Consider the following 25,487-nt stretch of genomic DNA (forward strand, 5'->3'; position numbering starts at 1 on the left):
GGGTGTGTCCTCGCCGCAGGGCGGTCAACCCGCACTTGCCGGATCGGCCGCCAGCTTATATTGCGACGCGATACCGCCCGAATCCGTACACTGGCGTCACGACCGTCGAAGCACGGCCCGCGACACGCCGCTTTATGGCCGGGCTCCACGTTTCCGAACGTTTTCGAGACCCCGATGAAGCTGCGCAACATCGCCATCATCGCCCACGTCGACCATGGCAAGACGACGCTGGTCGACAAGCTGCTCCAGCAGTCCGGCACCTTCCGCGAAAACCAGCGGGTCGAGGAGCGGGCGATGGACTCGAACGACCTCGAGAAGGAGCGCGGCATCACGATTCTCGCCAAGGCGACCTCGGTCGTCTGGCAGGACACCCGCGTCAACATCGTCGACACTCCCGGCCACGCCGATTTCGGCGGCGAGGTGGAGCGCATCCTCTCGATGGTCGACGGCGTGATCGTGCTGGTCGACGCCGCCGAAGGCCCGATGCCGCAGACCAAGTTCGTGGTCGGCAAGGCGCTCAAGATCGGTCTTCGCCCGATCGTCGCGATCAACAAAGTCGATCGCCCGGACGCGCGCATCAACGAGGTCGTGAACGAGGTGTTCGACCTGTTCGCGGCGCTCGACGCCACCGACGAGCAGCTCGACTTCCCGATCCTCTACGGGTCGGGCCGCAACGGCTGGATGGCCGAATCGCCCGACGCCTCGCCGGATGTCGGCCTCGCGCCGCTGTTCGACCTCGTGCTCAAGCACGTGCCGCAGGCCCGCGTCGAGGAGGGGCCGTTCCGGATGCTCGGCACGCTGCTCGAAGCCAACCCGTTCCTCGGCCGCATCATCACCGGGCGCATCGCGTCGGGCACGGTCAAGCCGAACCAGTCGATCAAGGTGCTCTCGCGCGACGGCAAGGTCGTGGAGACCGGTCGCGTCTCGAAGATCCTCGCCTTCCGCGGCCTGGAGCGCGCTCCCATCGACGTGGGTGAGGCGGGCGACATCGTCTCCATCGCCGGTCTGCTCAAGGGCACCGTGGCGGACACCTTCTGCGATCCCGCCGTCAACGAGCCGATCCAGGCCCAGCCGATCGACCCGCCGACCGTCACCATGTCCTTCATCGTCAACGACTCGCCGCTGGCCGGCACCGAGGGCGACAAGGTCACGAGCCGCATGATCCGCGACCGCCTGTTCAAGGAGGCCGAGGGCAACGTCACGCTCAAGATCGAGGAAGCCGCCGACAAGGACTCGTTCTACGTCTCCGGCCGCGGCGAGCTGCAGCTCTCGATCCTGATCGAGACCATGCGCCGCGAGGGCTTCGAGATCGCGGTGTCGCGTCCCCGCGTCGTCCTGGAGAAGGACGAGGCCGGCGAGATCCTGGAGCCCGTCGAGGAGGTCGTGATCGACGTCGACGAGGAGTATTCGGGCGTCGTCGTGCAGAAGATGTCCGAGCGCAAGGCCGAGATGATCGAGATGCGGCCCTCGGGCGGCAACCGTCTCCGGCTCGTCTTCCACGCCCCGACCCGCGGCCTCATCGGCTACCAGGGCGAGCTGATGACCGACACCCGCGGCACCGCGATCATGAACCGCCTGTTCAAGGCCTACGAGCCTTACAAGGGCGAGATCGCCGGCCGCCGCAACGGCGTGCTGATCTCGAACGACAAGGGTGAGGCCGTGGCCTACGCCATGTGGAACCTCGAGGATCGCGGCCCGATGATGATCGAGCCCGGCGCCAAGGTCTATCAGGGCATGATCGTCGGCGAGCACAACCGCGAGAACGACCTCGAGGTGAACGTGCTCAAGGGCAAGAAGCTCACCAACATCCGCACCACCTCGAAGGACGAGGCGGTGCGCCTGACGCCGCCGATCCGGATGACGCTGGAAAAGGCGCTGGCCTGGATTCAGGACGACGAACTGATGGAAGTCACGCCGAAGTCGATCCGGCTGCGCAAGATTCATCTCGACCCGAACGAGCGCAAGCGCTTCGAGCGCTCGAAGGAAGCGCTGTCGGCCTAAGCGCCGCGTCCGGTTCGACGACAACGAGAAGGCTCCGGTGCGGCGAACGCACCGGGGCCTTTTTTCTTGGGCGTCCGTTGCCCGCAGGAACGCGTGCGGGCGGCGCCGGCTTCCCCCTCCCCGCCAGCGGGGCGAGGGGGGAATCGGTCCGGGCGGTGATCGCCCTAGCGCATCGTGCTGGATATCGGATCCAGCACGATGCGCTAGGGATCTGTTTTTGCATCATCTTTTTCCGAAAGCCGCACACCACCTTTCGGGATGATGCTCTAAGCGGCGCGAACCGTGTGGAGGAAGTGGCGGACCTGGCCGTCGAGATGTTCGGACTGGCGCGACAGTTCGGAGGCCGAGACCAGCACCTGGCTCGCCGCCGCCCCGGTCTCCTCGGCCGCCGCCGCGACGCGCGCGACGTTGCCCGTCACCGCGCCGGTGCCGGCGGACGCCTCGGAGACGTTGCGCACGATCTCCTGGGTCGCCGCCCCCTGCTCCTCGACCGCCGCGGCGATGGAGCCGGCGAGCCCATCGATCTCGCGGATGCGGGCCGCGATGTCGCCGATGGCCGCGACCGCCTGTCCGGTGATGGCCTGCACCTGCCCGATCTGGCCGGAGATCTCGTCCGTCGCCCGCGCGGTCTGGTTGGCCAGCTCCTTGACCTCCGAGGCGACGACGGCGAAGCCCCGGCCCGCCTCGCCGGCGCGAGCGGCCTCGATCGTGGCGTTCAGCGCCAGAAGGTTGGTCTGGCCGGCGATGGTGGAGATCAGCCCCACCACGTCGCCGATCTTGGCCGCGGCGACGCTCAGGTCCTGCACCAGTTGCGCGGTGCCCTCGGCCTCGACCACGGCGTTGCGCGCGAGCGTGGTCGAGCCGGTGACCTGCCGGGCGATTTCCTGCACCGAGGCGCCGAGCTCCTCGGCCGCCGCGGCGACCGTGCCGACATTCGTCGCCGCCTCTTCCGCCGCGGCGGCGGCGGCGTTCGACTGCGAGGCCGTCTGCGAGGCGGTGCCCTCCATGCTCTGGGCGGTCGCCTGCAGCTCGGTGGCGGCGGCGGAGACGGTGCCGACGATGCTGCTCACCGCCAGCTCGAAGCTGTCGGCCATCTCGCGCATCGCCGCCTTGCGCTGCGCCTCGGCGCCGGCCCGCGCCAGAGCGGTCTCCTCCTCCAGGGCCCGGGTACGGATCAGGTTGTCCTTGAACACCTGAACCGCCTTCGCCATCGCGCCGATTTCCTCCCGGCGCTCACGGAACGGGATCTCGACGCTCGCATCGCCTTCCGCGAGGCGGCTCATCAGCCCGGTCATCCGGCGAACCGGGCGCACGACGAAGCCGTGCAGCAGCAGAATGCCGAGGCCGGCAACGACCAGCAGCGCCGCGAGGCCGGCGGCGACGGCGAAGCGGGAGGCGGTCGCGGCCTCTTCGGCGATCCGCGCGCGCGTCTCCAGAAGGCCCGCCTCGGCGCCGGCCATCGCGGCGGCGATCCGGCGCACCGTGTCCATGGCGGTCTTGCCGGCACCGGAAGCCTCGATCCGGCGCGCCTGCTCCCGGGTCCCCTCGTCGCGCATCAGCGCGATCTCGCGCTCGGCGACGTCGCGGGTCCACTGGCCGGCGGCGGTGTCGAGCGCGTCGAGGCGGCGCAGCTGCTCGGCATTGTCGGCCACGAGGGTGCGCAACCGCCCCATCGTCTCACCGTAGGCGTTGGCTCCGGCATGATACGGCTCGAGAAAGGCGGAGTCGGCCGAGACGAGGTAGCCGCGCAGGCCCGTCTCGCGATCCACCATGCTGGCCGTCAAGCGGTCGAGTTCCAGCAGGACTTGGTAGGTATGGTCGCGCCAGCGGTTGGTTTCCTCGATCGTGCCGAGGCTACGCCAACTGATGATTGTGGAGCCGCAAACGGCGAGGATGACCAGTGCGAAGACGACGACGAGCTTTGCGATGATGGAGAGGTTGGCGATGGCACGCATGACGCTGATCCGAGAAGCGAATGCGCTGCCCTGCGGCGGCGCTTGATCAATTGATAAGTTTCGGCGCCTAAGGCCCCGTTAATCCGGTCTCGCGCGAGCAAATTGTGCGCTCGTGCCGCGTCGCGGCGGGGCCGAATTGCCTGATTCGCGCCGGTCACAGGATCACGCGATCCGACAGGCACAGGCCGGCTTAATGATTGTTTCCGCCGGCACAGTCCGGTCAAGCGACTGTCCGAACAGGGCTTTCAAGAACGGAAGAGGCGTGGCGGGAATATCTTGCCCGGCAATTCTTGCCCGGTGAGCGTAAAAATTAACCCCCCGGTAACCATCCCGGCGGTCAATGGGTGCGTCGGTAAGGAAACGTCAACGCCCGTGACCAGCCCCGCTCCCACCCGCCCCTCACTGCCCCTGCGAGGCCGCGTGTTCCGCGCCGTCTCGCTGGCGCCGGAAGCCCCCCTCGCCGATTGGCTCGCCCTTCTGGACGCAGCCCTGAAGCGGTCGGCCACGCTGTTCGACGACCGGGCCGTGATCCTCGACGTCGCCGGCCTCGACGCCGCGCCGTCCGAGTTGGAGAGCCTGATCGCCGAGCTGTCGGCCCGTAAGCTCCGCATCCTCGGGATCGAGGGTGCGACGGCCCCGCTGCCCTCGCTCCTGCCGCCGCGGCTCGTCGGCGGTCGCCCCGCCGGCGATGCCTTCGAGGCACCCGCCTTCGAGGAAGAGAAGCCGGGCGTGTCGTCCCTCACCATCGAGGGCTCGGTGCGCTCGGGACAGAGCATCGTCCACCGGGAAGGGGACGTGACCGTGATGGGCTCGGTGTCCTCGGGCGCCGAGATCCTCGCGGGCGGCTCCATCCACGTCTACGGCGCCCTGCGCGGGCGGGCCATCGCGGGCGCCGCCCGCAACCCCCGCGCACGCATCTACTGCCGCAAGTTCGAGCCCGAGCTTCTCGGCATCGACCGCCTCGTCCGCACGGCCGAGGACATGGGCACTCACCTGCGCGGCCAAGCGGTCCAGATCTGGTCCGACGGCGGCGCGATCAAAATTGCAGCCTTGGGTTAAGGGGAAACGAGAATGGCCAAGGTTCTTTGTGTCACGTCCGGCAAGGGCGGCGTCGGCAAGACCACCACGACGGCAGCGCTCGGTGCGGCGCTGGCGCAGGCCGGCGAGAAGGTCTGCGTGGTCGATTTCGACGTCGGCCTGCGCAACCTCGACCTGATCATGGGCGCCGAGCGCCGCGTGGTCTACGACCTGATCAACGTCACCAACGGCGACGCCAAGCTGCCGCAGGCGCTGATCCGCGACAAGCGCCTCGAGAACCTCTCGCTGCTGCCCGCCTCCCAGACCCGCGACAAGGACGCGCTCACCGACGAGGGCGTCGAGCGGGTGATGGGCGAGCTGCGTGAGAAGTTCGACTGGATCGTCTGCGACAGCCCCGCCGGCATCGAGCGCGGCGCCCAGCTCGCCATGCGCCACGCCGACGTCGCCGTCGTCGTCACCAACCCCGAAGTCTCCTCGGTGCGCGACTCGGACCGGATCATCGGCCTGCTCGATTCCAAGACCGTCCGCGCCGAGCGCGGCGACTCGATCGAGAAGCACCTGATCCTGACCCGCTTCGACCCGGCCCGCGCCGACCGCGGCGACATGCTCAAGGTCGACGACGTGCTCGAGATCCTCTCGATCCCGCTGCTCGCCATCATCCCGGAGAGCCTCGAAGTCCTGCGCGCCTCGAACGTCGGCTGCCCGGTGACGCTCAACAACCCGCTCTGCGCGCCCTCGCGCGCCTACATCGACGCCGTGCGCCGCCTCAAGGGCGAGACCGTGCCGATGGCGATCCCCTCCGACCGCAAATCCCTGATCAACAAGCTGTTCACACGGAGGGCCGCATGAGTGTTCTGACCTTCCTCAAACCCCGTGGCTCGGGCTCGGTCGCCCGCGAGCGCCTGCAACTGATCCTCGCGCACGAGCGCGCGGAAAACGGACGGCCCGACCTGATCATCACCCTGCGCGAAGAGATCCTGAACGTGATCGCCAAGCACGTCACGGTCGAGCGCGACAAGGTGCAGATCAAGCTGGATCGCGGCGAGGGCGTCTCGACGCTCGGCGTCGACATCGAATTCCCGGTCGATGCGGTCCTCAACCAGAAGCCGAAGGCCAAGCGCGCCAGCGCCTGAATTGGGATCTCGAAACCTCGCGGCCCGCGGCATCGGATCGATGCCGCGGGTTTTTTCTCGCCCGGGAGCGATCCAGGGCCGGATCGGGAAGGAGATCCGATCGCGCAACCGTTGCGCAGCGGCAACACAAATCGGCAGAGCGGACCGGCACAGGATAAGGACAATAGAGCCGCAGGCTGTTCGGCGCGCGATTCCGGAAGGACCCTCAACGACTTGTTTTGATCAAAAGCAATACTCTGGAATTCTTAAAAACTGATCCCTCAGACTTGCTCCACGCGACTTTTGCGCCTCCGATAGCAGCCACGAACGATGCGGTCGCGCGCGTTCACGAGGCTCGGGGCTGGTGGGGATGTCGGCGGGGTTGATCGAGGCTCTGCATCGGTGTGAGGGCGCGCGGCTGCAGCGCTTCCTGATGCGCCTGCTGGGCAATCCGGCCGACGCGGCCGAGGCCGCGCAGGAGACTTATCTGCGCCTCGTGAAGGCACTCGGCCGAACGGAGATCGAGCAGCCCCGCATCTTCCTGTTCTTCGTGGCACGCAATGTCGCGCTCAACCTCGGGGCGCGGCGCCGTCTCGAAAAGAGGCTGTTCTCCTCCCTGACGGATCTCGACCCGGCGCAGGTGGCGGACGAACAGGCACGGCCCGAGCAGCAGGTCATCGCGCGCCAGCAGCTGCGCCTCGTCGCGGACGCCATCGACCGGCTGCCGCCGCGCTGCCGCGAGGTGTTCCTGCTCAGCACCCTCGACGGCCTGCCCAACGGCGTCATCGCGGCCCGGCTGGGGATCAGCCGCAACATGGTCGAGAAGCACCTGATGAAGGCGTTCCTCCACACCCGCCGCACCTGCCGCGATTTTTTCTGAAGGCGGAGTGTCAGGGTTTGCCGGCCTCACCGGTCTTTATGAGAGGGACGGCGCTCGCGCCGGCCCGGCCGGGCATGCGAGACGAGAGCCGGCACGACCAACGTCAAGATCTACGGGATGAGCCAGCGCACGCCCCCGGACGCGTCGGAGGAGGCCGACGATCCGGTCCACGAGGAGGCCGCCCTCTGGGTCGCGCGCCTCTCCTCCGCGGATGCGACGGAGGCCGACCGCAGCGCCTTCGAGGCGTGGCGTGCGGCCGATCCCGCCCGCGCCGAGGCCTTCGCCGAGATGGAGGCGTGGCGCCGCACGATGCAGCGGGCGCCCGATCCGCGGCGGCGCGGGCCGCCGAAGGGCCTCGCGGCGCTCGCCGCCATCCTCGGCCTGGGCGCCCTGCTGGGTGATCCCCTGGGCTGGATCGACCGGATGCGGGCGGATGCCTGGACCGGGCGGGGCGGAATCGAGACGACCGTTCTCCCGGACGGAAGCCGGGTCGATCTCAACACCGATACGGCCCTGGCGCTGCGATTCACGGAGGCCGAGCGCGGCGTCGCCCTGCTGCGCGGCGAGGCGGTGTTCGATGTCGTGCCCGATCCCGGACGCCCCTTCGTCGTGCGCGGGAACGGGGTGCGGGCCCGCGCGGTCGGGACGCGCTTCTTCGTCCGGATCGATGCGGCGGCTCCGGTCGGCGTGGCCGAGGGCCGCGTCGATGTCGCGATCGGAGCCGGCGAGACGCGGCTGCGAGCCGGCGAGATCGCGGTTCGAGGCGACGACAGCCGGCCCGTCGCTCGGGCGGGCGACGTCGCGCGGGCGATCGCGTGGCGCGAGGGAAAGTTCACCGTCTCCGGTCAGCCGCTCTCCCAGGTTCTGAGCGAACTGGAACGCTACCGGCGCGGCCGCATCCTGTTGATGGATGCCGCGCTCGGCGGCCGCCGCTTCAGCGGCACGCTCGACCTGCGCGACACCGACGCGGCGCTTGACGTGCTGGCCGCGGCGATGGGGCTGCGCCTCACCCGGCTGACGCCGCTGCTCGTCCTCGTCCGCTAGCCCAAGCGGCATGTCGGCGAAGCCGCCATCCGCGACCGCGAGGGCCTCCGTCGGCGGTCGTGTGCGGCTCGCCGAGAAAAATCTTCGCGGCGGAGGTCAGGAGTTTCGCGGCTCGCCTGTCTATCGAAACAGGAGCGGCAAGGACCGCTCCCGGCCGGGGACAGGGGCACGGGACATGGTGGCGGGAGATCGACGCGAGGCGGCACGGGGCGTGCCGCATCTCGCCCTGGCGGGCGCATCGCTGATCGCCGTGACGGCCCTTGCGGGCGCCGGGGACGCGGCGCCGCTCTCCTCGGAACGGATCAGCCTCGTTCCCGTCACCGCCGACGTGCCATCCAGTTCGGGCGGAACGGATGCGGTGCGGATCCCGGTCGCGGTCCCGGCCGGGCCGCTCGAGCCGGCCCTGAAGGCCCTGGCCGGACAGGCCGGACTGACGCTCGCCTACCGAACCGCCCTGACCGAGGGCCTGACCACCAAGGGCGTCCGGGGTGCGTTCCGGCCGCTCGACGCGCTCGTCGAGCTGCTCGCGGGCACCGGCCTGACCTACCGGGCGGCGGGTCCCTCGACGATCACCCTCGTCAACCCGCGCTACGTCCAGCTCGGGGCCGAGCCGGCCTCCGCCGTCACCCTGGAGGAACTGGCGGTCGAGGGCCAGGCGGGGAGCGGCGCCCGCGCAGCGGGCCTGCCGCCGCCGACCGGGACGATCGGGCAGCCGCCGGTGCCGTATGCCGGCGGGCAGGTCGCGTCGGGCTCGCGCCTCGGCCTGCTCGGCAACCGCAACACCTTCGACCAGCCCTTCAACGCGACGAGCTACACCGAGAAGCTGATCCGCGACCAGCAGGCGCGCAACGTCCAGGACGTCGTCAACAACGACCCCTCGATCCGCACCAACGTGCCGGCCTTCTCCGGCATCCTCGGCTTCTTCATCCGCGGCTTCCCGGTCTTCGCCCAGGACATCGCCTTCAACGGCCTGTTCGGTGTCGCCGATTCCTTCAACCCGGCGATCGAGCCGATCGAGCGCGTCGAGGTGCTGCGCGGTCCCTCGACCCTGCTCTCGGGCGTGCCGCCCTTCGGCAATATCGGCGGCATCATCAACCTGATCCCGAAGCGAGCGCTCGAGGAGCCGCTCAACCGCGTCACCCTCGGCTACGCCTCCGACGCACAGGTCTACAAGGCGGTCGATATCAGCCGCCGCTTCGGCGCGGACAAGGAATGGGGCATCCGCTTCAACGGCGCGTTCAACAACGGCGCCACGCCGATCGACAACCAGAGCGTCCATTTCGGCACCGCCGCGCTCGCCCTCGACTATCGCGGCGAGCGCCTGCGGGCGAGCCTCGACCTCGGCTATCAGGAGCTCGACTTCCAGTCGCCGCTGCGCAACCGCAGCGTCGCGGCCGGCGTGCGCATTCCCCGCGCCCCCGACCTGACGCTCAACCAGCACCAGCCCTGGGAGTACCGCGACAGCGCCAACCAGCAGCTCGCGACCCGGGTCGAGTACGACCTGACCCCCGACCTGACCTTCTACGGCGCCTATGGCCGCTCGAACTTCCGGCAGGAATATTTCGGCGGCGTGCTGACGATCTTCAACGCGCGGGGCGATTACCGCGACCCGATCAGCTACCTGCCGATGCACATCGTCAACCGGACCGCCGAGGCGGGCCTGCGCGGCACGTTCGAGACCGGGCCGATCCGGCACAGCTTCGGCCTCGCCGCGGTCGGCTTCTGGCAGGATCTGGCCCAGCCGACGGCGCAGAATGTCGGCGCGCCCATCGTGTCGAACCTCTACGACCCGGTCATCGTCGCGCCGCGCTCGAGCGTCGGCCTGTCGAACGCGACGCCGCGCACGTCGAGCCGGATCAACCGCAGCATCGCCGTCGCCGACACGATGGCGCTCTTCGACGATCGGCTGCTCGTCACCGTCGGCGGGCGCTGGCAGAGCCTCGACGTGAATTCCTACAACCCCGTCACGGGTCTGCGCACCGGCGCCAGCGAGAGCGGCGCCTTCTCGCCGGGCGTCGGCGTCGTGGTGAAGCCGTGGGAGCGGCTCTCGCTCTACGCCAACTACGTCGAGGGCCTGACCTCGCCGGCCCCGCCGGTGAACGCCGTCAATGCCAGCGCCGCCTTCCCGGCCGCGGTCTCGCGGCAGACGGAAGTCGGCGCCAAGCTCGATCTCGGCACCGTCGGGCTAGGCTTTGCCGCCTTCGAGATCGAGCAGCCCTTCGACTTCCTCGATGCCCGCACCCTGGTCTTTTCGGTCGATGGGCGCCAGCGCAACAGCGGCGTCGAACTCACCGTGTTCGGCGAGCCCGTTCCCGGGGTTCGTGTGCTGGGCGGCGTCAGCCTGCTCGACGGGGTGCAGGTGCGGTCCCAAGATCCAAGCAATGTCGGCCGGGTCGCGGTCGGCGTGCCGGAGGTGCAGCTCAACCTCTACGGCGAGTACGACCTGCCGCCGAACCTCTTACCGGGCTTCCTGCCGGGCCTGACCCTGACCGGACGGGTGATCTATACGGCGGCGCAGTACTACGATCTGGCCAACAGCCAGAAGATCCCCGATTGGGCGACGCTCGATCTCGGCCTTCGCTATTCCACTCTGTTCCAGGACAGGCCGCTGACGCTGCGGGCGAACGTCGTCAACGTGACCGGCAGCAACTACTGGGCGACGACCGGGCGCGGCATCCTCGCCCAGGGGACGCCGCGGACGGTGCTGCTCTCCGCCTCGGTGGACTTTTGAGGGATCAGGCCCGCCGCGTCAGTCGGAACGCGGGGGCGTGGTCGGGCTGGGTCGTCACCACGGCCGCGGGCAGCACCGGGCGGCCATCGGCCCGCTCGATCCGGAAATGCCCGACGATGCGGCTCAGGGCGAGGGTCGCCTCGGTGAGCGCGAAGGCCGCGCCGATGCAGACCCGCGGCCCCGCCCCGAAGGGCAGGTAGGCGAAGCGCGGCACCGGCGGCGCGCCGGGCAGGAAGCGGCCGGGATCGAAGGCGTCGGGGTCGCGCCACAGCCGGCGGTGCCGGTGCAGCAGCCAGGGCGAGATCGTGACGCTGTCGCCGGCCGCGACCGGCTCCCCGCCGAGTTCGTCCGGGCCGACGGCGCGGCGGGCGAGCACGAAGGCGGAGGGGTAGAGCCGCAGGGTCTCCTCGATCACCGCGCGGGTGAAGGGTTTGTCCGCGCTCGCGGCCTCGGCGGCCACGGCGCCTTGCGCCTCCGGCGAGAGCGCGAGCAGGGTGCAGGCCCAGAGCAGGGTCACCGCCGTGGTCTCGTGCCCGGCCAGGATCATGGTGGCGACCTGATCGCGCAGCTCCTCGTGCGTGAAGCCCCGGCCGGTCTCCGGGTCGCGGGCGGCCCGCAGCAGGTCGAGCAGATCGCGGGCCTCGCTCTGATGCCGCTCGTCCTGCCCCTTGTCCCGGTCGGCGATGATCCCGTCGAGGAAGGCGACCCAGTCGCGCCGGAAGCGGGCGCGGGCCCGGTCCAGCGGCGTGGCGAAGCGCAGGGGGACGAGCAGGTCGGTGAGGTGCGGGCGCCCGAGCCGGGCGGCGTAGGCTTCGAGGAAGCCGCGCAGGCGGTCGCCGTGGTTCGCCATGCCGACGGAGAACATGGTGCGCCCGGCGATCTCCAGGGCGAGCCGCTGGAGCGCGGCGAACAGATCGACCGGCCCCCGCGCCGCCGGCCGTTCGAGGGCGGCGACCGCCTCGTCGCTGGCGGAGAGGATGTGGGGCACCAGCGTCTCCACCGCCCGCGGGGTGAAGGCCGGCGCCAGGGTGCGGCGCTGGTGGCGCCACGCCGTCCCCTCGCTGATGAGCAGGCCGTCGCCGAGCATCGGCCGCAGGATGCGGATGCTGATCGGGGTGCGGGCGTAGTTGGCGGCGTTGTCGACCAGCACGCGCCGCACGAGATCCGGATCGCTGACGGTGAAGCGGGTGCGCCCGAACAGCCGGCGGCGGCGCAGGGGGGCCTCGTAGGCGGAGGCCGGCCAGCAGAGGATGCCGTTGACCCGCATCGCCGCGATGAAGCGCAGGGTCGGCAATTCCCGCTCCGGCGGCACCGGCACCGGCGGCACCAGGCGCGGCACCGCGCCCGCGGGCGGAGCCTGCATGTCCATTCCTCGATCCTCCGCGGCCTCTCGCCGACCTGCCGCGATGCGTTCTAAGCGCTGGCATCGGTCTTCGCGAGGGCGTTGATCGGGCCCCGCGCGCCGGCACCGCTCCAGCTTCAACGGGAGACTGTACGACACAACATTTGACGCGTAGGACGTGCCCTGATGATGGCTGTGTCCTCCGTTCGGCACGCGAGGCGGATCCGGCTGCGAAAGCCCGTCTGGCCGTCCCATGGCCCCTGGGCCGGCACCCCGCCGGCGCAGGATGCGGCAGCACCGTGCGGCCGCCGAGGAGACTGACGATGATCATCTGGTCCGGTTGGGGCGTGCTCTCCGTGCTGATCGCGGGCGTGGCCCTGGTGCTGAGCGTGCTCGTCGATCCCGCTCTGGCCCGGATCGGCATCCCGACGCCGACCGGCGTCGTCGCGGTGTGGCTCGCCGCGGCGGCGCTGAACTGGGTCATCGGCACGCGGCTGAACGGCCGGCCCGACCGGGAGCTGGTCGATCCGCGCACGGGGCAGACCGTGATCCTGCGGGCGCGCCACACCCTGTTCTGGATCCCGATGCAGTACCTCTCCGTACTGATGCTGCTGCTCGGCGTGATGGCCGCCTTGGGCGCCTTCTTCGCCAAAGTTCCGGGCCGGCCGGTCTGAGGCCCTTGGGCCGACGACGCCCGCGACGCTTGGACTCCCGGACGGTCCCGCGCTCTGCGCGCTACGGCAGCGGCATCTCCGGCACCGCCTCGGCGCGGACCGGTGCAGGCTCGGCGTAGCGGCGCACCATCGCGGCGCAGAACTCCGAGAACTCCTCGCGCACCAGCGGCGCGGAGGTGTGATGCGGAGCGATGCCGCGGTGCTCGGGGGTGAAGCAGAAGGTCGCCGTCACCTGGAAGTCGGCCAGCGCCTCCATCTGGCGGTCGAACCAGTCGAGGGCGTTGGGGCGGAAGCTGTCGGCCCAGGAGAGACCGGTGCGCAGATGGGTGACGCCGAGGCGCTTCATCCAGGCGACCGCCTCGTCGAGGCGGTGATCCTCGAAGTGGAACCACTGGCACAGGCCGAAATCGGGAGTGCAGCGGGCGAATTCTTCGAGCGCCAGCTTCGGCGTGCCGTCCTGGCGCAGGAGCCCCATATGGAAGTGGCGGTAGTAGGAGGAGCCTTCCGCCTCCTTGTGGCGGGTGGTGGCGCCCCATTCGAGCGGCAGGTCGTAGAGGCTGTACCAGTGGATGCGGGGCGCCTGGCCCTTCAGCAGCTCCGCGGTGCGGCGGCAGCCCCAGGCCTGGACCTCCTCGGCGCCGAAGCTCGACACCCCGACCTCCGAGACCCAGACCGGCAGATGCGTCACCGCGCGGATCTCGGCGACCTTCTGCGGCCATTCGTGGATCTGCCAGAGATTCCAGTCGAGAGGGAAGCCGTGCACCGCCACCGCGTCGAGCCCGTCGAGCACCCCTTGCCCCTGCATCCGCCGCATGAAGTGCGGATCGATCGGCGAGATGCCGCCGAGCACCTGCGGCAGGTCCGGCGCCTCGGCCCGGATCGCGCGGGAGGCGTCCTTCACCATCTCGCCGAATAGGAACCAGTCCGGGTCGATCTCGGGATCCCAGTGCGACTTGTTGTTGGGCTCGTTCCAGAGCATCACCGCTTCAAGCATCACGTCTCCCGTTGCCCGTCGGCCCGCGCCGGATAGGCGGCTTCCGCCCCGTAGGGGGCCTCGACCCGCCGGCAGAGATAGACCTCCGCCTCCGGCCGATCTTGAATCGCAAAGCCGCTCGCGCGCAGCATCGCCTCGATCCCGGCGCGGTTGGGGATCCACCAGTTGGTGCAATCGTGGGCGTAGGCGTGCTCGACGAAATGCATCCGCGGATAGCCCGGCCGCTCGAAGGCATCCATGTCGAAGAAGTCGTAATCCTCGGCCACCGGCTCGACCTGGGGCGAACCGCGCAGCATCGACTGGAACACGAGAAGGTCGTCGGCCACGTGCTCGTGGATCAGGTCGAGGGCGAGCAGCGGGTGGCGCAGGTGGTAGAACACCCCCATGAAGATCACCACGTCGAAGCGCTCACCGAGACGGCCGACGTCGTAGACCGAGAGGTTGCGGAACTCGATGTCGTAGCCCAGCCGCTCGGCGACGAAGCGGCCCTGCGCGAGGTAGTGCTCGTCGGAATCGAGACCGAGCACGCGCGCCGCGCCGCGCCGCTTCATCTCGACGCTGTAGAAGCCGGCATTGCAGCCGATATCGAGCACCGACTTCCCGGTGAGGTCGGCGGGCAGGGCGTGGGCGAAGCGCTGGAACTTGAAGCCCGGATAATCGCCGAGGAAATGGTTCGGCGCAGTCCAGACCCCCTCCCCGAGATCGATGTTGTGGAACCACGGCCCGAGGGCCTCCGCCTGCCGGCGCAGATCGGCCTGATTCATCCCGCCAACCGCTCGTTGATGGACACGACCCGTCCGCCGCCGGGCCAGAGTTCGAGTTCGTTGCAGGAGGCCGGGGCGACGACGATGCGGTCGTAGGCGTCGAGCGGCAGCCCGAGCACGCCGAGAAGCGCGGCGCGGATCGGGTCGCCGTGGCTCACGAGAATCACGGGAGGCCCCTCCTCCGCCGCGAGCCGATCGAGCAGGCCGCCGACCCGCGCCTGCACCGCGGCCATGCTCTCGCCGCCCGGTGGGCGGGCGGAGCCGCGGGACGTGTTCCAGGCGGTCCAGGCGGGGTCGCCGTCGAGGTCGGCGAAGGGTTTGCCGGTCCAATCGCCAAAGGCGATCTCGTCGAGTTCGTCCGCCACCTCGGCGCCGACGCCGAGGGCCTCGGCCAGGGGCGCGGCGGTCTCACGCGTGCGCGACTGCGGGCTTGACAGGAGGCGCACGGTTTCGCCCGCAAAACGCCGGGCGAGGGCCGCGGCGACGGTCCGCGCCTCGGCGCGGCCGGCCTCGCTGAGGGACACGCCGGACATGCGCCCGCACAGGATCCGCCCGAGCCGGTCGTGGCTGCCGTGGCGCAGGAACAGGAGGCGTCTCATGCGGGCTCGCCGGCGGCGAAGAGCAGGGTCCGCGCATGCGCCTCGGCGTCGGTGTACTGCACCGGCGGCGACTTCATGAACCAGGCCGACGGCCCGTCGAGCGCCCCGCCGAGCCCCCGGTCGAGGGCGATGCGGGCGCAGCGCACGGCATCGACGACGATGCCGGCCGAGTTCGGCGAATCCCAGACTTCGAGCTTCAGCTCCATGTTGAGCGGCACGCCGCCGAAGCCGGTCCCTTCGAGGCGGATATGCGCCCATTTGCGGTCTTCGAGCCAGGGCACGTGGTCGCTCGGGCCGACATGGATGTTGCCGGGCGCGAGCGGCGCATCGAGCTGGCTCGTCACGGCGCGGGTCTTCGACAGCTTCTTCGATTCGAGCCGCTCGCGCTCCAGCATGTTGAGGAAGTCGGCATTGCCGCCGAAATTGAGCTGGTAGGTCCGCTCCAGCTTGACCCCGCGCTCGCGCAGCAGATTGGCCAGCACCCGGTGGACGATGGTGGCGCCGACCTGGCTCTTGATGTCGTCGCCGACGATGGGCAGGCCGCGTTCCTCGAACCGGGCCCGCCACGCGGCGTCGGAGGCGATGAAGACCGGGATGCAGTTGACGAAGGCGCAGCCGGCATCGAGGGCGCAGCGCGCGTAGAACTCGGTCGCTCGCTGCGAGCCGACCGGCAGGTAGTTCACGAGCACCTGTGTGCGGCTGCGCTTCAGCGCCTCGACCACGTCGGCGACGGGCTCGGGCGATTCCGTGATGATCCCCTGCAGGTAGCGGCCGATGCCGTCGAAGGTCGGGCCGCGCTGCACGGTGACGCCGCTCGGCGGCACGGCGGCGAAGAGGTGGGTGTTGTTTGGGTGCGCGAGGATCGCCCGCGCCACGTCCAGCCCGACCTTCTCCGCCGACACGTCGAAGGCGCAGGCGAGTTCGATGTCGCCGATCCGGTAGCCGCCGAGTTCGGGCGAGATCAGACCCGGCACCGCCTCGTCCGCGGAGGCGTCGCGGTAATGCTGCAGGCCCTGCACGAAGGCGGAGGCGCAGTTGCCGACGCCGACGATGCCGACGCGGATCGGTTCGGCACAGGGGGCTGCCATCACGTCGGCCCTCGGGCGAGATCGCCGACCGCCGGCTCGGCCGGCTGAAACGGGCGGCTTCCGACGAAGCGCCCGAGGCCCGGTACCGCCGCCGGCTCGGGCGGGCGGATCTCCCTGGCGAACCACGCGATGGTGGCCTCCAGCCCCTGTTCCAGCGGCACCTGCGGCGCCCAGCCGAGAAGCGTTTCGGCGCGGGTGATGTCGGGGCGGCGGCGCTGCGGGTCGTCCACGGGGAGCGGGCGGCGCACCACCGACGAGCGGGTGCCGGTCATCCGGGTGACGAGGTCGACCAGCTCCGCCACCGTCATCTCGCGCGGATTGCCGAGATTGACCGGGCCGCCGGGCGAGGTCTCGCGGTCCATCAGCCGCATCAGCCCCTCGACGAGGTCGGCGGCGTAGCAGAACGAGCGGGTCTGCTCGCCGTTGCCGTAGACGGTGATCGGCTCGCCCGCGAGCGCCTGGCAGACGACGTTGGAAACCACGCGCCCGTCATCGGCCCGCATCCGGGGACCGTAGGTGTTGAAGATGCGCGCCACCCGCACGTCGAGCCGGTGCACCCGCTCGAAATCGAAGACCAGGGTCTCGGCCGAGCGCTTGCCCTCGTCGTAGCAGGCGCGCGGCCCCGTGGGATTGACGTTGCCCCAGTAGGATTCGGTCTGCGGATGCACCTCCGGATCGCCGTAGACCTCGCTGGTGGAGGCCTGCAGGAAGCGCGCCCCGTCGTCCTTCGCCCGCTCCAGCAGGCGGTTGGTGCCGACGACGCTCGTCATCATCGTGTGCATCGGGTCCGCTTGGTAGTGCGGCGGCGAGGCGGCGCAGGCGAGATTGAAGATGCGGTCGAAGCGCGGCAGCACCGGCAGCGGCCCGGTCACGTCCGCCTCGACGAGTTCCAAGCGCGGCTCGCGGGCGAGATGGGCGAGGTTGTCGCGGCGCCCGGTCAGGAAGCTGTCGAGGGCGACGACGCGGGCGCCCCGCGCCAGCAGCGCATCGACGAGGTGCGAGCCGATGAAGCCCGCGCCTCCGGCCACGAGCACGTGCCGGCCGTCCTGATCGGCCCCTCTTTCTTCCATCTGGTTGCCCAATGCGCGTCCCCCCATGGACTCAACTCCTTCGGCCTGGATCATCGCCCCGAAGGATGGCCTTCGGCCCTCGGAAGAAGACGATGTGAAAACAGAAACTTAGAGCACTTCGAGATCGCGTTCGGGCGCTCGGTCAGGCGCTGCGGCACCGGAGCGCCGCGCGGCGGCCTCGCGCAGATAGGATTCGAGTTCCTCGGCACGATGGGCGGCCGAGTGGCGGGCGAGCACGGTTTCGCGAGCCGCCGCGCCGATCCGGCGCCGCTCCGTCTCCGGATTTTCGCGCAGGATGGCGAGGACCGCCTCGGGACCGTCGGGGCAGAGGATTTCCCGGTCCGGCGCCAGGATCGCGTCGAGCCCGTCCCAGCGGTCGCTGATCAGCGGCGTGCCGGTGCTCGCCGCCTCGAACAGGCGCACGCTGGGGCTCCAGCCGGCGGCGATCATGTCGGCGCGGGTAACGTTCAGGGTGTAGCGGCTCGACGCGTAGAATTCGGGATGGGCGTCCGGCGGCAGGTGGTCGATGCGGGTGACGTTCTCCGGCCAGTCGATCCCGGCCGGATATTGCGGCCCGGCCACCGCGAAGCGCAGCTCCGGCGCGCGCCGGGCCGGCTCGATCAGCAGGCGCTCCAGGGTCGGCTGCCGGTCGGGGCTGTAGGTGCCGAGATAGCTGAGATCGTAGGCCGGCGCCCGGTCGAGGACCGGATAGGCCAGCGGGTCGACGGAGCAGTAGAGGGCGCGGGCGGCCGGCGAACCGTAGGCGCGCTCGAGCCGATCGAGCGTCGGGCCGCCGGTGAAGGAGAGGTAGAGATCGTAGTCGCGGATCTGCGCCCGGCCGAGATAGGCGCAGGCGCCGGCCTCCAGCGCCGCCAGGGTCACCGGCGTGTCGATGTCGTAGAAGGCGCGCACGCCCCGCGCCCAGGCGAGCGCGCGGTTTCCCACCGCGACGCCGTCCGGCACATAGGAACCGACGATGACGGCATCCGCCGCCTCGATGACCGTGCGGTGCGCCTGCAGTTCGGCAAGGTCCGAATAGAGGACGAGCCGACAGAAATCCGGATCGGGCAGGTCGCGGTGGGCGGCGTACCAGGGCACGTCGCGCTCCAGAAACGTCACGTCGTGGCCGCTTGCGGCAAACGCCTTGAGCAGGGCGCGGTAGGTGGTGGCGTGGCCGTTGCCCCAGGACGAGGACAGGCTGAGGCCCAGCACCGCGAGGCGGAGCGGCGTGCCGGTCATGCGACGCTCCGTTCGGTGAGCCGGCGCTCGCGCTTGCGCGCCGCCTCATCGCGAAAAATCGCGTCGACCTGCGCGCCGCGCCGGGCATAGGTGTGCTCGGCGAGAATCCGGCGGCGGGCGGCCTCGCCGATGGCGCGGGCGCGCTCGGGGGTCAGCGCCGCGACGTGCTCGGCGACGTCGCGCCCGTCGCGGGCGACGAGCACCTCCTCGCCCTCCTTGAGGAACCCGTCGAGCCCGACCCAGGCATCGGTGATGAGGCAGCCGCCCGCGCCCGCCGCCTCGAACACCCGGGTGGCCGGCGAGTAGCCCACCGCTGCCATGCTCTCGCGGGCGATGTTGAGGACGGCGAGCGGCGAGACGTTGAAGGCGTTGTGGTCGCGGGTCGAGACATGGCCGAGATGGCGCACGTTCACCGGCAGCCCGCGGCTCTCCCAGCCGCTGCCGCCGAGGAGGAATTGCCGCTCCGGCAGCCGCGCCGCCGCGACGAGGAAGAATTTCTGGACCCGCTCCTCGCGGTCCGGAAGGCGGTTGCCGAGGAAGGCGAGGTCGGCGGCAAAGCGCGGGTCCGGCGGGACCGGGTGATGCGTCTGCGGATCGAGGGCGTTGTAGACCGGGATGCAGGCCCGCGCGCCGAACCCCTCATAGGCCGAGACCACCGGCGGGCCGCCGCCATAGGTGAGGACCAGGTCGAGATCGGGCATCGCCCGGTGCAGGGCATGGTCCGGATTGCCGCGCATCTCGGCGAGCGTGGCCGGGGCATCGACGTCCCAGAAGATGCGGATCGCCTCGGGGCGCGCGGCGGCGGTGACGCCCTCGAGCAATTCGTCGTCGAACACGCCAACGCCGCTCGCCTTGACCACGATGTCGGCCTGCGCCGCCTCGGCCACGACGGCGCGCATCGCCTCGTCCGTCGCTGGATAGACCCGCACCTGCGCCCAGTCCGGCGGGTCGATGTCGCGGTGGCTCTGCCGGTCGAAGGCGTCGGGCTCGTAGAAGGTGACGTGGTAGCCGCGCCCGGCGAGGTCGCGCAGCAGGCCGCGGTAATAGGTGGCCGCGCCGTTCCAGTACGAGGAGAGCAGCGAGGAGCCGTAGAACGCGATTCGTTTCATGCGCGCCTCCAGATCGGGGGGGCTGCGGCGGGTGCGGCGAGAGAGGCCGCGATGGCCAGAAGTTCGGCGGCGCGGTGCCGGCAGGTGTGGCGGGCGCGGATCGTCGCGAGGCCCTGGGCCGCGAGCGCCCGGCGCAGGTCCGGGTCATGGGCCAGCGCCCGCAGGTGGCCTTCCATCTCCGCGCCGTTCCGGGCGACGAGGTAGTCCGCGCCCGGCGTGAACAGCCCCTCCGCATCCTTCCAGGGGGCGGTGGCCAGCGGAATGCCGCAGGCCAAAGCCTCGAACACGCGGATCGTCGGGATGCCGGGCAGCGCCTCGACGTAGAAGCGGCGCGGCACGTGAACCGTGGCGAGCGCCCGGGCGAACAGCGCGGGCGCGACGGCGTTCGGCGCCCAACCGTGATAGCGTGCGCCGTAACGCGTCAGCGTCGCCCGCGCGTCCTCGGGATAGCGCACGCCGTAGATGTCGAGAGCCAGACCCGCGGCCTCGGCCGGGCGGAACAGGAAGGTTTCGAGCTCGCGGGTGCGCTCGCCGTCGCCCCAATTGCCGATCCAGACGAGGCCGGCGCGCGCCCCCTCCTCCGCCGGTGGGTGGAACAGCCGCGTGTCGGCGGCCTCGTGCCAGATGAAGGTCCGGCCGTCCCAGCCTTGCGCCCGGTAGACCCGCGCCAGGGCCTCGCCGAAGGCGAGGATCCCGTCGTAGCCGGAGAGGTCGAAGGCGGCCATCTCCTCGGGCGCACTGACCGCGCGGTGATGGGTGTCGTGGAACAGCAGCGTGCCGAGCCGCCCGGCTTTGCGGGCACGGCCGAGGCCGGCGATCAGGTCGGGCGCGTTCCACTCGTGGGCGATGACGAGGTCGGCGCCGTGCGCCCGCTCGACCGCCTCCTCCGCCCGCGCATAGGTCTGCGAAGACAGTTCGGGATAGGCCGCGCGATAGGCGTCGAGCCCGGCCGGTCCGCGGTCGCGCAGGAGGTTGTCGAGGCTCCAGGCGCCCTCGGGCTCGTAGGCCTCGACGGCGTGGCCCTCGGCGATGAGTTCACGCAGGACGCCGCGCAGGAAATGGGCGTTGCCGTGGTTCCAGCACGAGGCCAGAGAGTGGGTGAAGTAGACGATCCTCATGCCGCGGCCCCTGAGAGAGGCTTGGCGAGCGCTCGGCTTTGGGCCGCTCCCAGCAGATCGCGGAACACGGCGAGCACGCCGTCGGCCATGGCGTCGGTGCCGTAGCGGGCGGCCCGCGCCCGGGCGGCCTCGGCGAGGGACGCCCGCCGGTCGGGATCGGCGAGAAGGTTTTCGACCGCCTCGGCCGCCGCGGCATCGTCGTCGGGCGCGACGAACAGGGCGGCGCCTTCCCAGAGCTCCGAAAAACTCGGGATGTCGGAGAGGATCAGGGCGCAGCCGGCGCCCGCCGCCTCCAGCACCGCGAGCCCGAACGGCTCGTAGCGGGCGAGCGAGACGAAGACCGGGCGCTGCCCGAGTTCGCACTCCATCCGCGCCGCGTCGAGGCGGCCGAGCAGACGCAGATGTTTGCCGGCGAAGCGCTCGCCGTTCGGCCCCTCGGTCGGGCCAGCGGCCAGCAGCGGCGCGTCGAGGCGCGCGGCCAGCCGGTCGAGGGCGGCGGCGTTCTTGGCGCGGTCCCAGAGCCGGCCGGCGGTGAAGGCGTGGGCGGCTGGTTGGGCGGCCGGCTCCGCCTCGGGCCGCGCCTCGGCAGACCGGCGCCCGTTGCGCACCACCTCCGGCGCGCGGCTGAGGCCGTAGGCCGCCCGCGTCGCCTCGGCGAAGGCGCGGGTCGGGGCGAGCAGGCGGTCGGCGGCGCGGCAGCCTTCCGCCGCCAAGCGCGCGCGCCACGCCAGATCGTCCGGCAGCGGGCCGTCACCGACGGCCGCCCACCACGTCGCGACGCAGGAATGGCACACCGCCACCACCGGCACATCGAAGGCGGCCAGCGCCAGGGCCGGGGCGTGGAGATGGACGAGATCGGCGCCGGTCTCGCGGGCGAGGCGGGCGAGCGCGGCGGCGGCCCCCATCACCGCGTCGGGCCGCTCGGCGGTCCAGTCGAGGGGCAGGCCGGTCGGCAGGATGCGGGCGTCACTGGCGGCCTCGGCCTCGGCCAGAGCCGCGGCGGACGGCGCCGGCCCCATCAGCGCGACCGTCACGCTCAGCCCGCGCTGCCGCAGGCCGGCGGCGAGTTCGAGGCTGTACTGCCAGACCCCGCCCAGCGCGTCGGCGGTCATCAGGATATGGGCCGGGGCATGTCTCACCGGCATCCGCAGCCCGCCTCCAATTCGGCCAGCGGCAGGGGGCGTTCCTCCTGGATGTCGCTGAAGCGCTCGAACTGCGCGAGGTAATGCGCGTGCGCCCGCTCCCAGGCGCCGTCGTCGGGTTCGCCCCAGAGCCGGCGGTAATCGGGCGAACTCGGATAGGGATAGAGCGGGACCGGATCGTTGGCCCAGACGCCCTGGCCGCGCAGGCGGTCGCGCCAGCTCGCGACGAGATCGGGATCGTCGCCGGCCACCGCGATCAGGTTCGCCTGGACGAAGGGCACCGAGCGGCGAGCGTAGATCAGGCGCTCGGCGAGGTCGTCGGTGGAGGCGCGGCAGCGCTTGTCGAGGGCGGCGCGGCCCTCCTCGGTCAGGCTCTCGACCCCGGCCTCGATCGAGACGCAGCCCGCCGCGCCCAGCAGGTCGAGCATGTCGGGCTTCCACAGGTCGATCCGGGTCTGGACGCCGAACTGGACGCGCCGCGCCACCAACGCCTCGAGCAGCGGCTTCTGCGGCAGGAAGATCTCGTCGACGAAGTAGAGGTAGGTCGCTCCCTGCGCGATCAGGCCGTCGATCTCGTCGAGCACATGTCCGAGGTCGCGGCGGCGATAGGCATCGCGGAAATCGATCTTCGCGCAGAAGCTGCAGGTATAGGGGCAGCCGCGCGAGGCCTCGACCTCGGCGCCGGGCCCGACGGGGGCGGTGTCGAAGCGGTGGTGATGATGGTGATGGCGGGCGATCCAGGCGTCCGGCCAGCGCAGGGCCGGCAGGTCGGTGAAGCGGCCGGCATGGGGCGGGCCGGTGACGATCGTCGCCTCCCCCTCGCGGTAGGCGAGCGCGGGCAGCGTGCGCGGATCCTCCGCATCGGCGAGGCGGGCGACGATCTCCTCGCACTCGCCGCGCACGATGAAGTCGCAGCCGAGTTTTTCCAGGGTCGGGCGCGGCGTCGCCGAGCCGTGCGGACCGACGGCGACGGTGCGCCCGCCGCGGGCTCCGAGGGCGTCGAGGAAGAGGCGGGGAACGCGCAGCTCCGGCGGGGCGCAGCGCCAGAACAGGTAGGTCGGCGCGGTGGTGACGACCGTCATGCCCGGCGCGAAGGCGGCGACGCGGTCGGCGGCCTCCTGCGTCGTCAGCCCTTCGAGATGGGCATCGACGATCAGCGTCTGGTGGCCGGCGGCCCGGAGCAGGGCGGCGCTGTAGCCGAGTTCGAGCGGCAGGTGCGGTTCGCGGCAGCCGAAGTAGATGCTGTTGCGGAAATCCCAGGCAGGATTGACCAGCGCGACCCTCATAGAGCGACCTCCGGCTGGCGCCGGGGCGCCGGCTCGGCGGCGCGCGCTTCTCCGGCCCCTTCGGCCCCTTCCGCGAGCCATCCGGCGAGCTCCGCCACGCCCTCGCGCCACGGCAGCGGCCGGTCGAGGCCGAGCGCCTCGATGGCACGGCTCGGATCGGAGACGTAGTAGCGCTGATCGCCCGGCCGCCACGGGCCGGTCTCGATGGTGATGTCCCGGCCGAGCAACTGCCCGGCATGGGCGATCAGCCCGCGCAGGGACACGGCGTTGGCCGGCCCGCCGCCGAGGTTGAACGCCCGGCCGGCGACCCTGTCGATTCGCGCCAGCGCCGCGCGGTAGGCGGCGACGCAATCGGCGACGTGGAGGATGTCGCGCACCTGCCGCCCGTCGCCGTAGAGGGTGATCGGTTCGCCCCTGAGCGCCCGGATCAGGAAATGGGCGACCCAGCCCTGATCCTCGTTGCCCATCTGCCGGGGACCGTAGATGCAGCTCATCCGCATCACGACGGTGGGCAGGCCGTAGGTGCGGCCGTAGTCGAGCACGTAGGCGTCGGCCGCGCCCTTGGAGCAGCCGTAGGGGGTGTGGAAGTCGAGGGGGCGATCCTCACCGATGCCGCGCTCGCGCAAGGACGGATCCTCCGGCAGGTAGGCCTCGCCCGCGAGGGTGAGCGACACGTCGGGCAGGCCGCCATAGACCTTGTTGGTCGAGGCGAAGAGCAGCGGCACCGCCTCGCCCCGCGCGCGGAGCGCCTCCAGCAGGTTGAGCGTGCCGCCGAGATTGACCTCCATGTCCTCCCGCGGCGCGGTGAGGCTCGTCGTCACCGCGACCTGGGCGGCGAAGTGGAACACGGCGCCCGCCTCCCGCACGGCGCGGGCGAGTTCGTCGCGGTCGCGGATGTCGGCGATCACCGGCACGATCCGCGGCCCATGCCGCTCGCTGAGCCAGGCGAGGTTGCGCTCGACGCCCGCGCGCGCCAGCGCGTCGTAGAGGATGACGGTGTGCCCGTCCGCCGCGAGCCGGTCGGCGAGGTTGGCGCCGACGAAGCCGGCGCCGCCGGTGACGAGGATCGGGCGGCTGTCGGGGGCCGGGCCTGGGCCGGCGGCGCTCACGCGACGAGTCCCCGGGCTTCGAGTTCGCGCCGCGCCTCGGCGACGCGGTCCACCGCCTGCTGCTCGGCGACCCAGGCGGCGAGTTCGGCCAGGCCCTCCTCGAAGTCGCGCTTGGGCGCGTAGCCGAGTTCGCGGGTGATCTTGCCGATATCGGCGATGCAGTGGCGGATGTCGCCCAGGCGTGCCTGCCCCGTGGTCTGGGGTTCGATGTCCTCGCGGCCCATGGCGCGGGCCAGCAGCCGGGCCACCTCGTTCACCGTGCGGTCCTGGCCCGAACCGACATTGTAGACCTGCCCCACGGCGGCGGGGTGTTCGAGCGCCAGCACGAAGGCCTGGGCCACGTCCTCGACATGGACGAAGTCGCGCCTCTGCTCGCCGTCCTCGAAGATCATCGGCGGCTGGCCGTTGAGGAGGCGGGCGGCGAAGATCGCCAGCACGCCGGTATAGGGGTTCGAGAGCGCCTGGCCGGGCCCGTAGGCGTTCCACAGCCGCAGGGCCACGCCCTCCATGCCGTAGGCCGGGGCGAGCGTCAGGGTCAGGCGCTCCTGCATGTACTTCGTCAGCGCGTAGACCGAGGCCAGGGCCGGGCGCTTCGACTCCGGCGTCGGCACCGGCCGCAGCGGCTGCCCGTCCGGACCGAGCGGGTCCCAGGGCTCGCCGGGCTTGCGGGGTTTGCGCACCGCGTCCTCGACGGTGGTGCCGTCGCCCGCGCGGTAGAGGCCCTCGCCGTAGATGCTCATGGAGGAGGCGACGACGACGCGCTTGACCGGCGCCTCGATCAGCGCCTGGAACAAGGTCGCGGTGCCGCAATCATTGACCGAGACGTAGCGCTCGACCGCGTACATGCTCTGGCCGACGCCGACCTCCGCCGCGAGGTGGACCACGTGGGTCGCCCCGGCGAGCGCCCGCGCCACGGCCCCGCCATCCCGAACATCACCCTCAACGAACTCCACCGCGGGATCGAGCCCCCGTGGAGCGGCTCCGTCGCCGTGCACCTGTTCGATCAGGCTGTCGAGAACCCGAACCCGGTATCCGCGGGCCAGCAACGCGTTCGTGAGATGACGGCCGATAAAGCCGGCACCCCCCGTGATGAGGGCAAGATCTTTCATGAGCAGACGCGCAACTCCATCGATCGCTGCAAAACAACAAATATCAATTCGATTGAGACAAATAATCTCTGTAGCAACCTATG

At 70.9% G+C, this 25,487-nt stretch carries 22 protein-coding genes; 8 read left to right on the forward strand and 14 right to left on the reverse strand.

Annotated elements, in window-relative coordinates; translation table 11 throughout:
- Positions 1-174 precede the first annotated feature (174 nt).
- A complete protein-coding gene (gene typA, locus MPPM_RS06095; protein WP_017486932.1) occupies positions 175-2,001 on the forward strand; it encodes a translational GTPase TypA in 1,827 nt (608 codons plus the stop codon).
- Between the two features lie 266 nt (positions 2,002-2,267).
- Here typA and MPPM_RS06100 read toward each other — a convergent pair whose 3' ends face one another.
- Positions 2,268-3,956 (reverse strand): methyl-accepting chemotaxis protein, encoded by a 1,689-nt coding sequence (locus MPPM_RS06100; protein ID WP_096484282.1) that lies wholly within the window; start codon positions 3,954-3,956, stop codon positions 2,268-2,270.
- 420 nt (positions 3,957-4,376) lie between these two features.
- Between MPPM_RS06100 and minC the strand changes: the two genes are divergently transcribed.
- The 6 genes from minC to MPPM_RS06130 all read left to right on the forward strand — a co-directional run bounded on the left by minC (position 4,377) and on the right by MPPM_RS06130 (position 10,761).
- Entirely contained in the window at positions 4,377-5,015 is a 639-nt protein-coding gene (gene minC, locus MPPM_RS06105) for a septum site-determining protein MinC (RefSeq protein WP_244573562.1), read from the forward strand.
- 12 nt (positions 5,016-5,027) lie between these two features.
- Positions 5,028-5,843, forward strand: a complete 816-nt coding sequence (minD, locus tag MPPM_RS06110) for a septum site-determining protein MinD (protein ID WP_012453139.1) — start codon at positions 5,028-5,030, stop codon at positions 5,841-5,843.
- Entirely contained in the window at positions 5,840-6,127 is a 288-nt protein-coding gene (minE, locus tag MPPM_RS06115) for a cell division topological specificity factor MinE (protein ID WP_096484284.1), read from the forward strand. The genes minD and minE overlap by 4 nt, the downstream gene beginning before the upstream one ends.
- Positions 6,128-6,476: 349 nt before the next feature.
- Positions 6,477-6,986 (forward strand): RNA polymerase sigma factor, encoded by a 510-nt coding sequence (locus MPPM_RS06120; RefSeq protein ID WP_096484285.1) that lies wholly within the window; start codon positions 6,477-6,479, stop codon positions 6,984-6,986.
- Positions 6,987-7,103: 117 nt separating this feature from the next.
- Entirely contained in the window at positions 7,104-8,030 is a 927-nt protein-coding gene (locus MPPM_RS06125) for a FecR family protein (protein WP_096484286.1), read from the forward strand.
- 175 nt (positions 8,031-8,205) lie between these two features.
- On the forward strand, positions 8,206-10,761 hold the full coding sequence (locus MPPM_RS06130; protein WP_096484287.1) for a TonB-dependent receptor: 2,556 nt from the start codon (positions 8,206-8,208) through the stop codon (positions 10,759-10,761).
- A 4-nt stretch (positions 10,762-10,765) separates the two neighbouring features.
- Here the strand turns inward: MPPM_RS06130 and MPPM_RS06135 are convergent, their stop codons facing one another.
- The gene (locus MPPM_RS06135) at positions 10,766-12,130 is read right to left on the reverse strand and encodes a cytochrome P450 (protein WP_096484288.1); all 1,365 of its coding nucleotides are present in this window, start codon (positions 12,128-12,130) and stop codon (positions 10,766-10,768) included.
- Between the two features lie 296 nt (positions 12,131-12,426).
- On the opposite strand from MPPM_RS06135, the gene MPPM_RS06140 reads away from it, so the two are divergent.
- Complete coding sequence (locus MPPM_RS06140; RefSeq protein ID WP_096484289.1) at positions 12,427-12,777, forward strand: hypothetical protein; 351 nt, start codon at positions 12,427-12,429, stop codon at positions 12,775-12,777.
- 61 nt (positions 12,778-12,838) lie between these two features.
- On the opposite strand, the gene MPPM_RS06145 is transcribed toward MPPM_RS06140, so the two are convergent.
- The 12 genes from MPPM_RS06145 to MPPM_RS06200 all read right to left on the reverse strand — a co-directional run bounded on the left by MPPM_RS06145 (position 12,839) and on the right by MPPM_RS06200 (position 25,404).
- A complete protein-coding gene (locus MPPM_RS06145; RefSeq protein ID WP_096484290.1) occupies positions 12,839-13,771 on the reverse strand; it encodes a glycoside hydrolase 5 family protein in 933 nt (310 codons plus the stop codon).
- A complete protein-coding gene (locus MPPM_RS06150; protein ID WP_096484291.1) occupies positions 13,771-14,535 on the reverse strand; it encodes a TIGR04290 family methyltransferase in 765 nt (254 codons plus the stop codon). Before MPPM_RS06150 ends, MPPM_RS06145 begins: the two co-directional genes overlap by 1 nt.
- Positions 14,532-15,134, reverse strand: coding sequence for a histidine phosphatase family protein (locus MPPM_RS06155; RefSeq protein WP_096484292.1), 603 nt, complete (start codon positions 15,132-15,134; stop codon positions 14,532-14,534). The genes MPPM_RS06150 and MPPM_RS06155 overlap by 4 nt, the downstream gene beginning before the upstream one ends.
- The gene (locus tag MPPM_RS06160; RefSeq protein ID WP_096484293.1) at positions 15,131-16,222 is read right to left on the reverse strand and encodes an inositol-3-phosphate synthase; all 1,092 of its coding nucleotides are present in this window, start codon (positions 16,220-16,222) and stop codon (positions 15,131-15,133) included. Before MPPM_RS06160 ends, MPPM_RS06155 begins: the two co-directional genes overlap by 4 nt.
- The gene (locus MPPM_RS06165; RefSeq protein ID WP_096487748.1) at positions 16,222-17,292 is read right to left on the reverse strand and encodes a UDP-glucuronic acid decarboxylase family protein; all 1,071 of its coding nucleotides are present in this window, start codon (positions 17,290-17,292) and stop codon (positions 16,222-16,224) included. Before MPPM_RS06165 ends, MPPM_RS06160 begins: the two co-directional genes overlap by 1 nt.
- 108 nt (positions 17,293-17,400) lie before the next feature.
- Positions 17,401-18,531 (reverse strand): CgeB family protein, encoded by a 1,131-nt coding sequence (locus MPPM_RS06170; protein ID WP_096484294.1) that lies wholly within the window; start codon positions 18,529-18,531, stop codon positions 17,401-17,403.
- A complete protein-coding gene (locus MPPM_RS06175; RefSeq protein ID WP_096484295.1) occupies positions 18,528-19,640 on the reverse strand; it encodes a CgeB family protein in 1,113 nt (370 codons plus the stop codon). The genes MPPM_RS06170 and MPPM_RS06175 overlap by 4 nt, the downstream gene beginning before the upstream one ends.
- The gene (locus tag MPPM_RS06180; RefSeq protein WP_096484296.1) at positions 19,637-20,758 is read right to left on the reverse strand and encodes a CgeB family protein; all 1,122 of its coding nucleotides are present in this window, start codon (positions 20,756-20,758) and stop codon (positions 19,637-19,639) included. Before MPPM_RS06180 ends, MPPM_RS06175 begins: the two co-directional genes overlap by 4 nt.
- A complete protein-coding gene (locus MPPM_RS06185; RefSeq protein WP_096484297.1) occupies positions 20,755-21,903 on the reverse strand; it encodes a glycosyltransferase in 1,149 nt (382 codons plus the stop codon). The genes MPPM_RS06180 and MPPM_RS06185 overlap by 4 nt, the downstream gene beginning before the upstream one ends.
- The gene (locus MPPM_RS06190) at positions 21,894-23,186 is read right to left on the reverse strand and encodes a TIGR04295 family B12-binding domain-containing radical SAM protein (RefSeq protein ID WP_096484298.1); all 1,293 of its coding nucleotides are present in this window, start codon (positions 23,184-23,186) and stop codon (positions 21,894-21,896) included. Before MPPM_RS06190 ends, MPPM_RS06185 begins: the two co-directional genes overlap by 10 nt.
- Positions 23,183-24,295: an SDR family NAD(P)-dependent oxidoreductase gene (locus tag MPPM_RS06195; protein WP_096484299.1), complete on the reverse strand. Its 1,113-nt coding sequence runs from the start codon at positions 24,293-24,295 to the stop codon at positions 23,183-23,185. The genes MPPM_RS06190 and MPPM_RS06195 overlap by 4 nt, the downstream gene beginning before the upstream one ends.
- Entirely contained in the window at positions 24,292-25,404 is a 1,113-nt protein-coding gene (locus MPPM_RS06200; RefSeq protein ID WP_096484300.1) for an NAD-dependent epimerase/dehydratase family protein, read from the reverse strand. The genes MPPM_RS06195 and MPPM_RS06200 overlap by 4 nt, the downstream gene beginning before the upstream one ends.
- Between the last annotated feature and the right edge of the window lie 83 nt (positions 25,405-25,487).

Source organism: Methylorubrum populi (assembly GCF_002355515.1).
In the GTDB taxonomy this organism is placed as follows: Bacteria; Pseudomonadota; Alphaproteobacteria; order Rhizobiales; family Beijerinckiaceae; genus Methylobacterium; species Methylobacterium populi_A.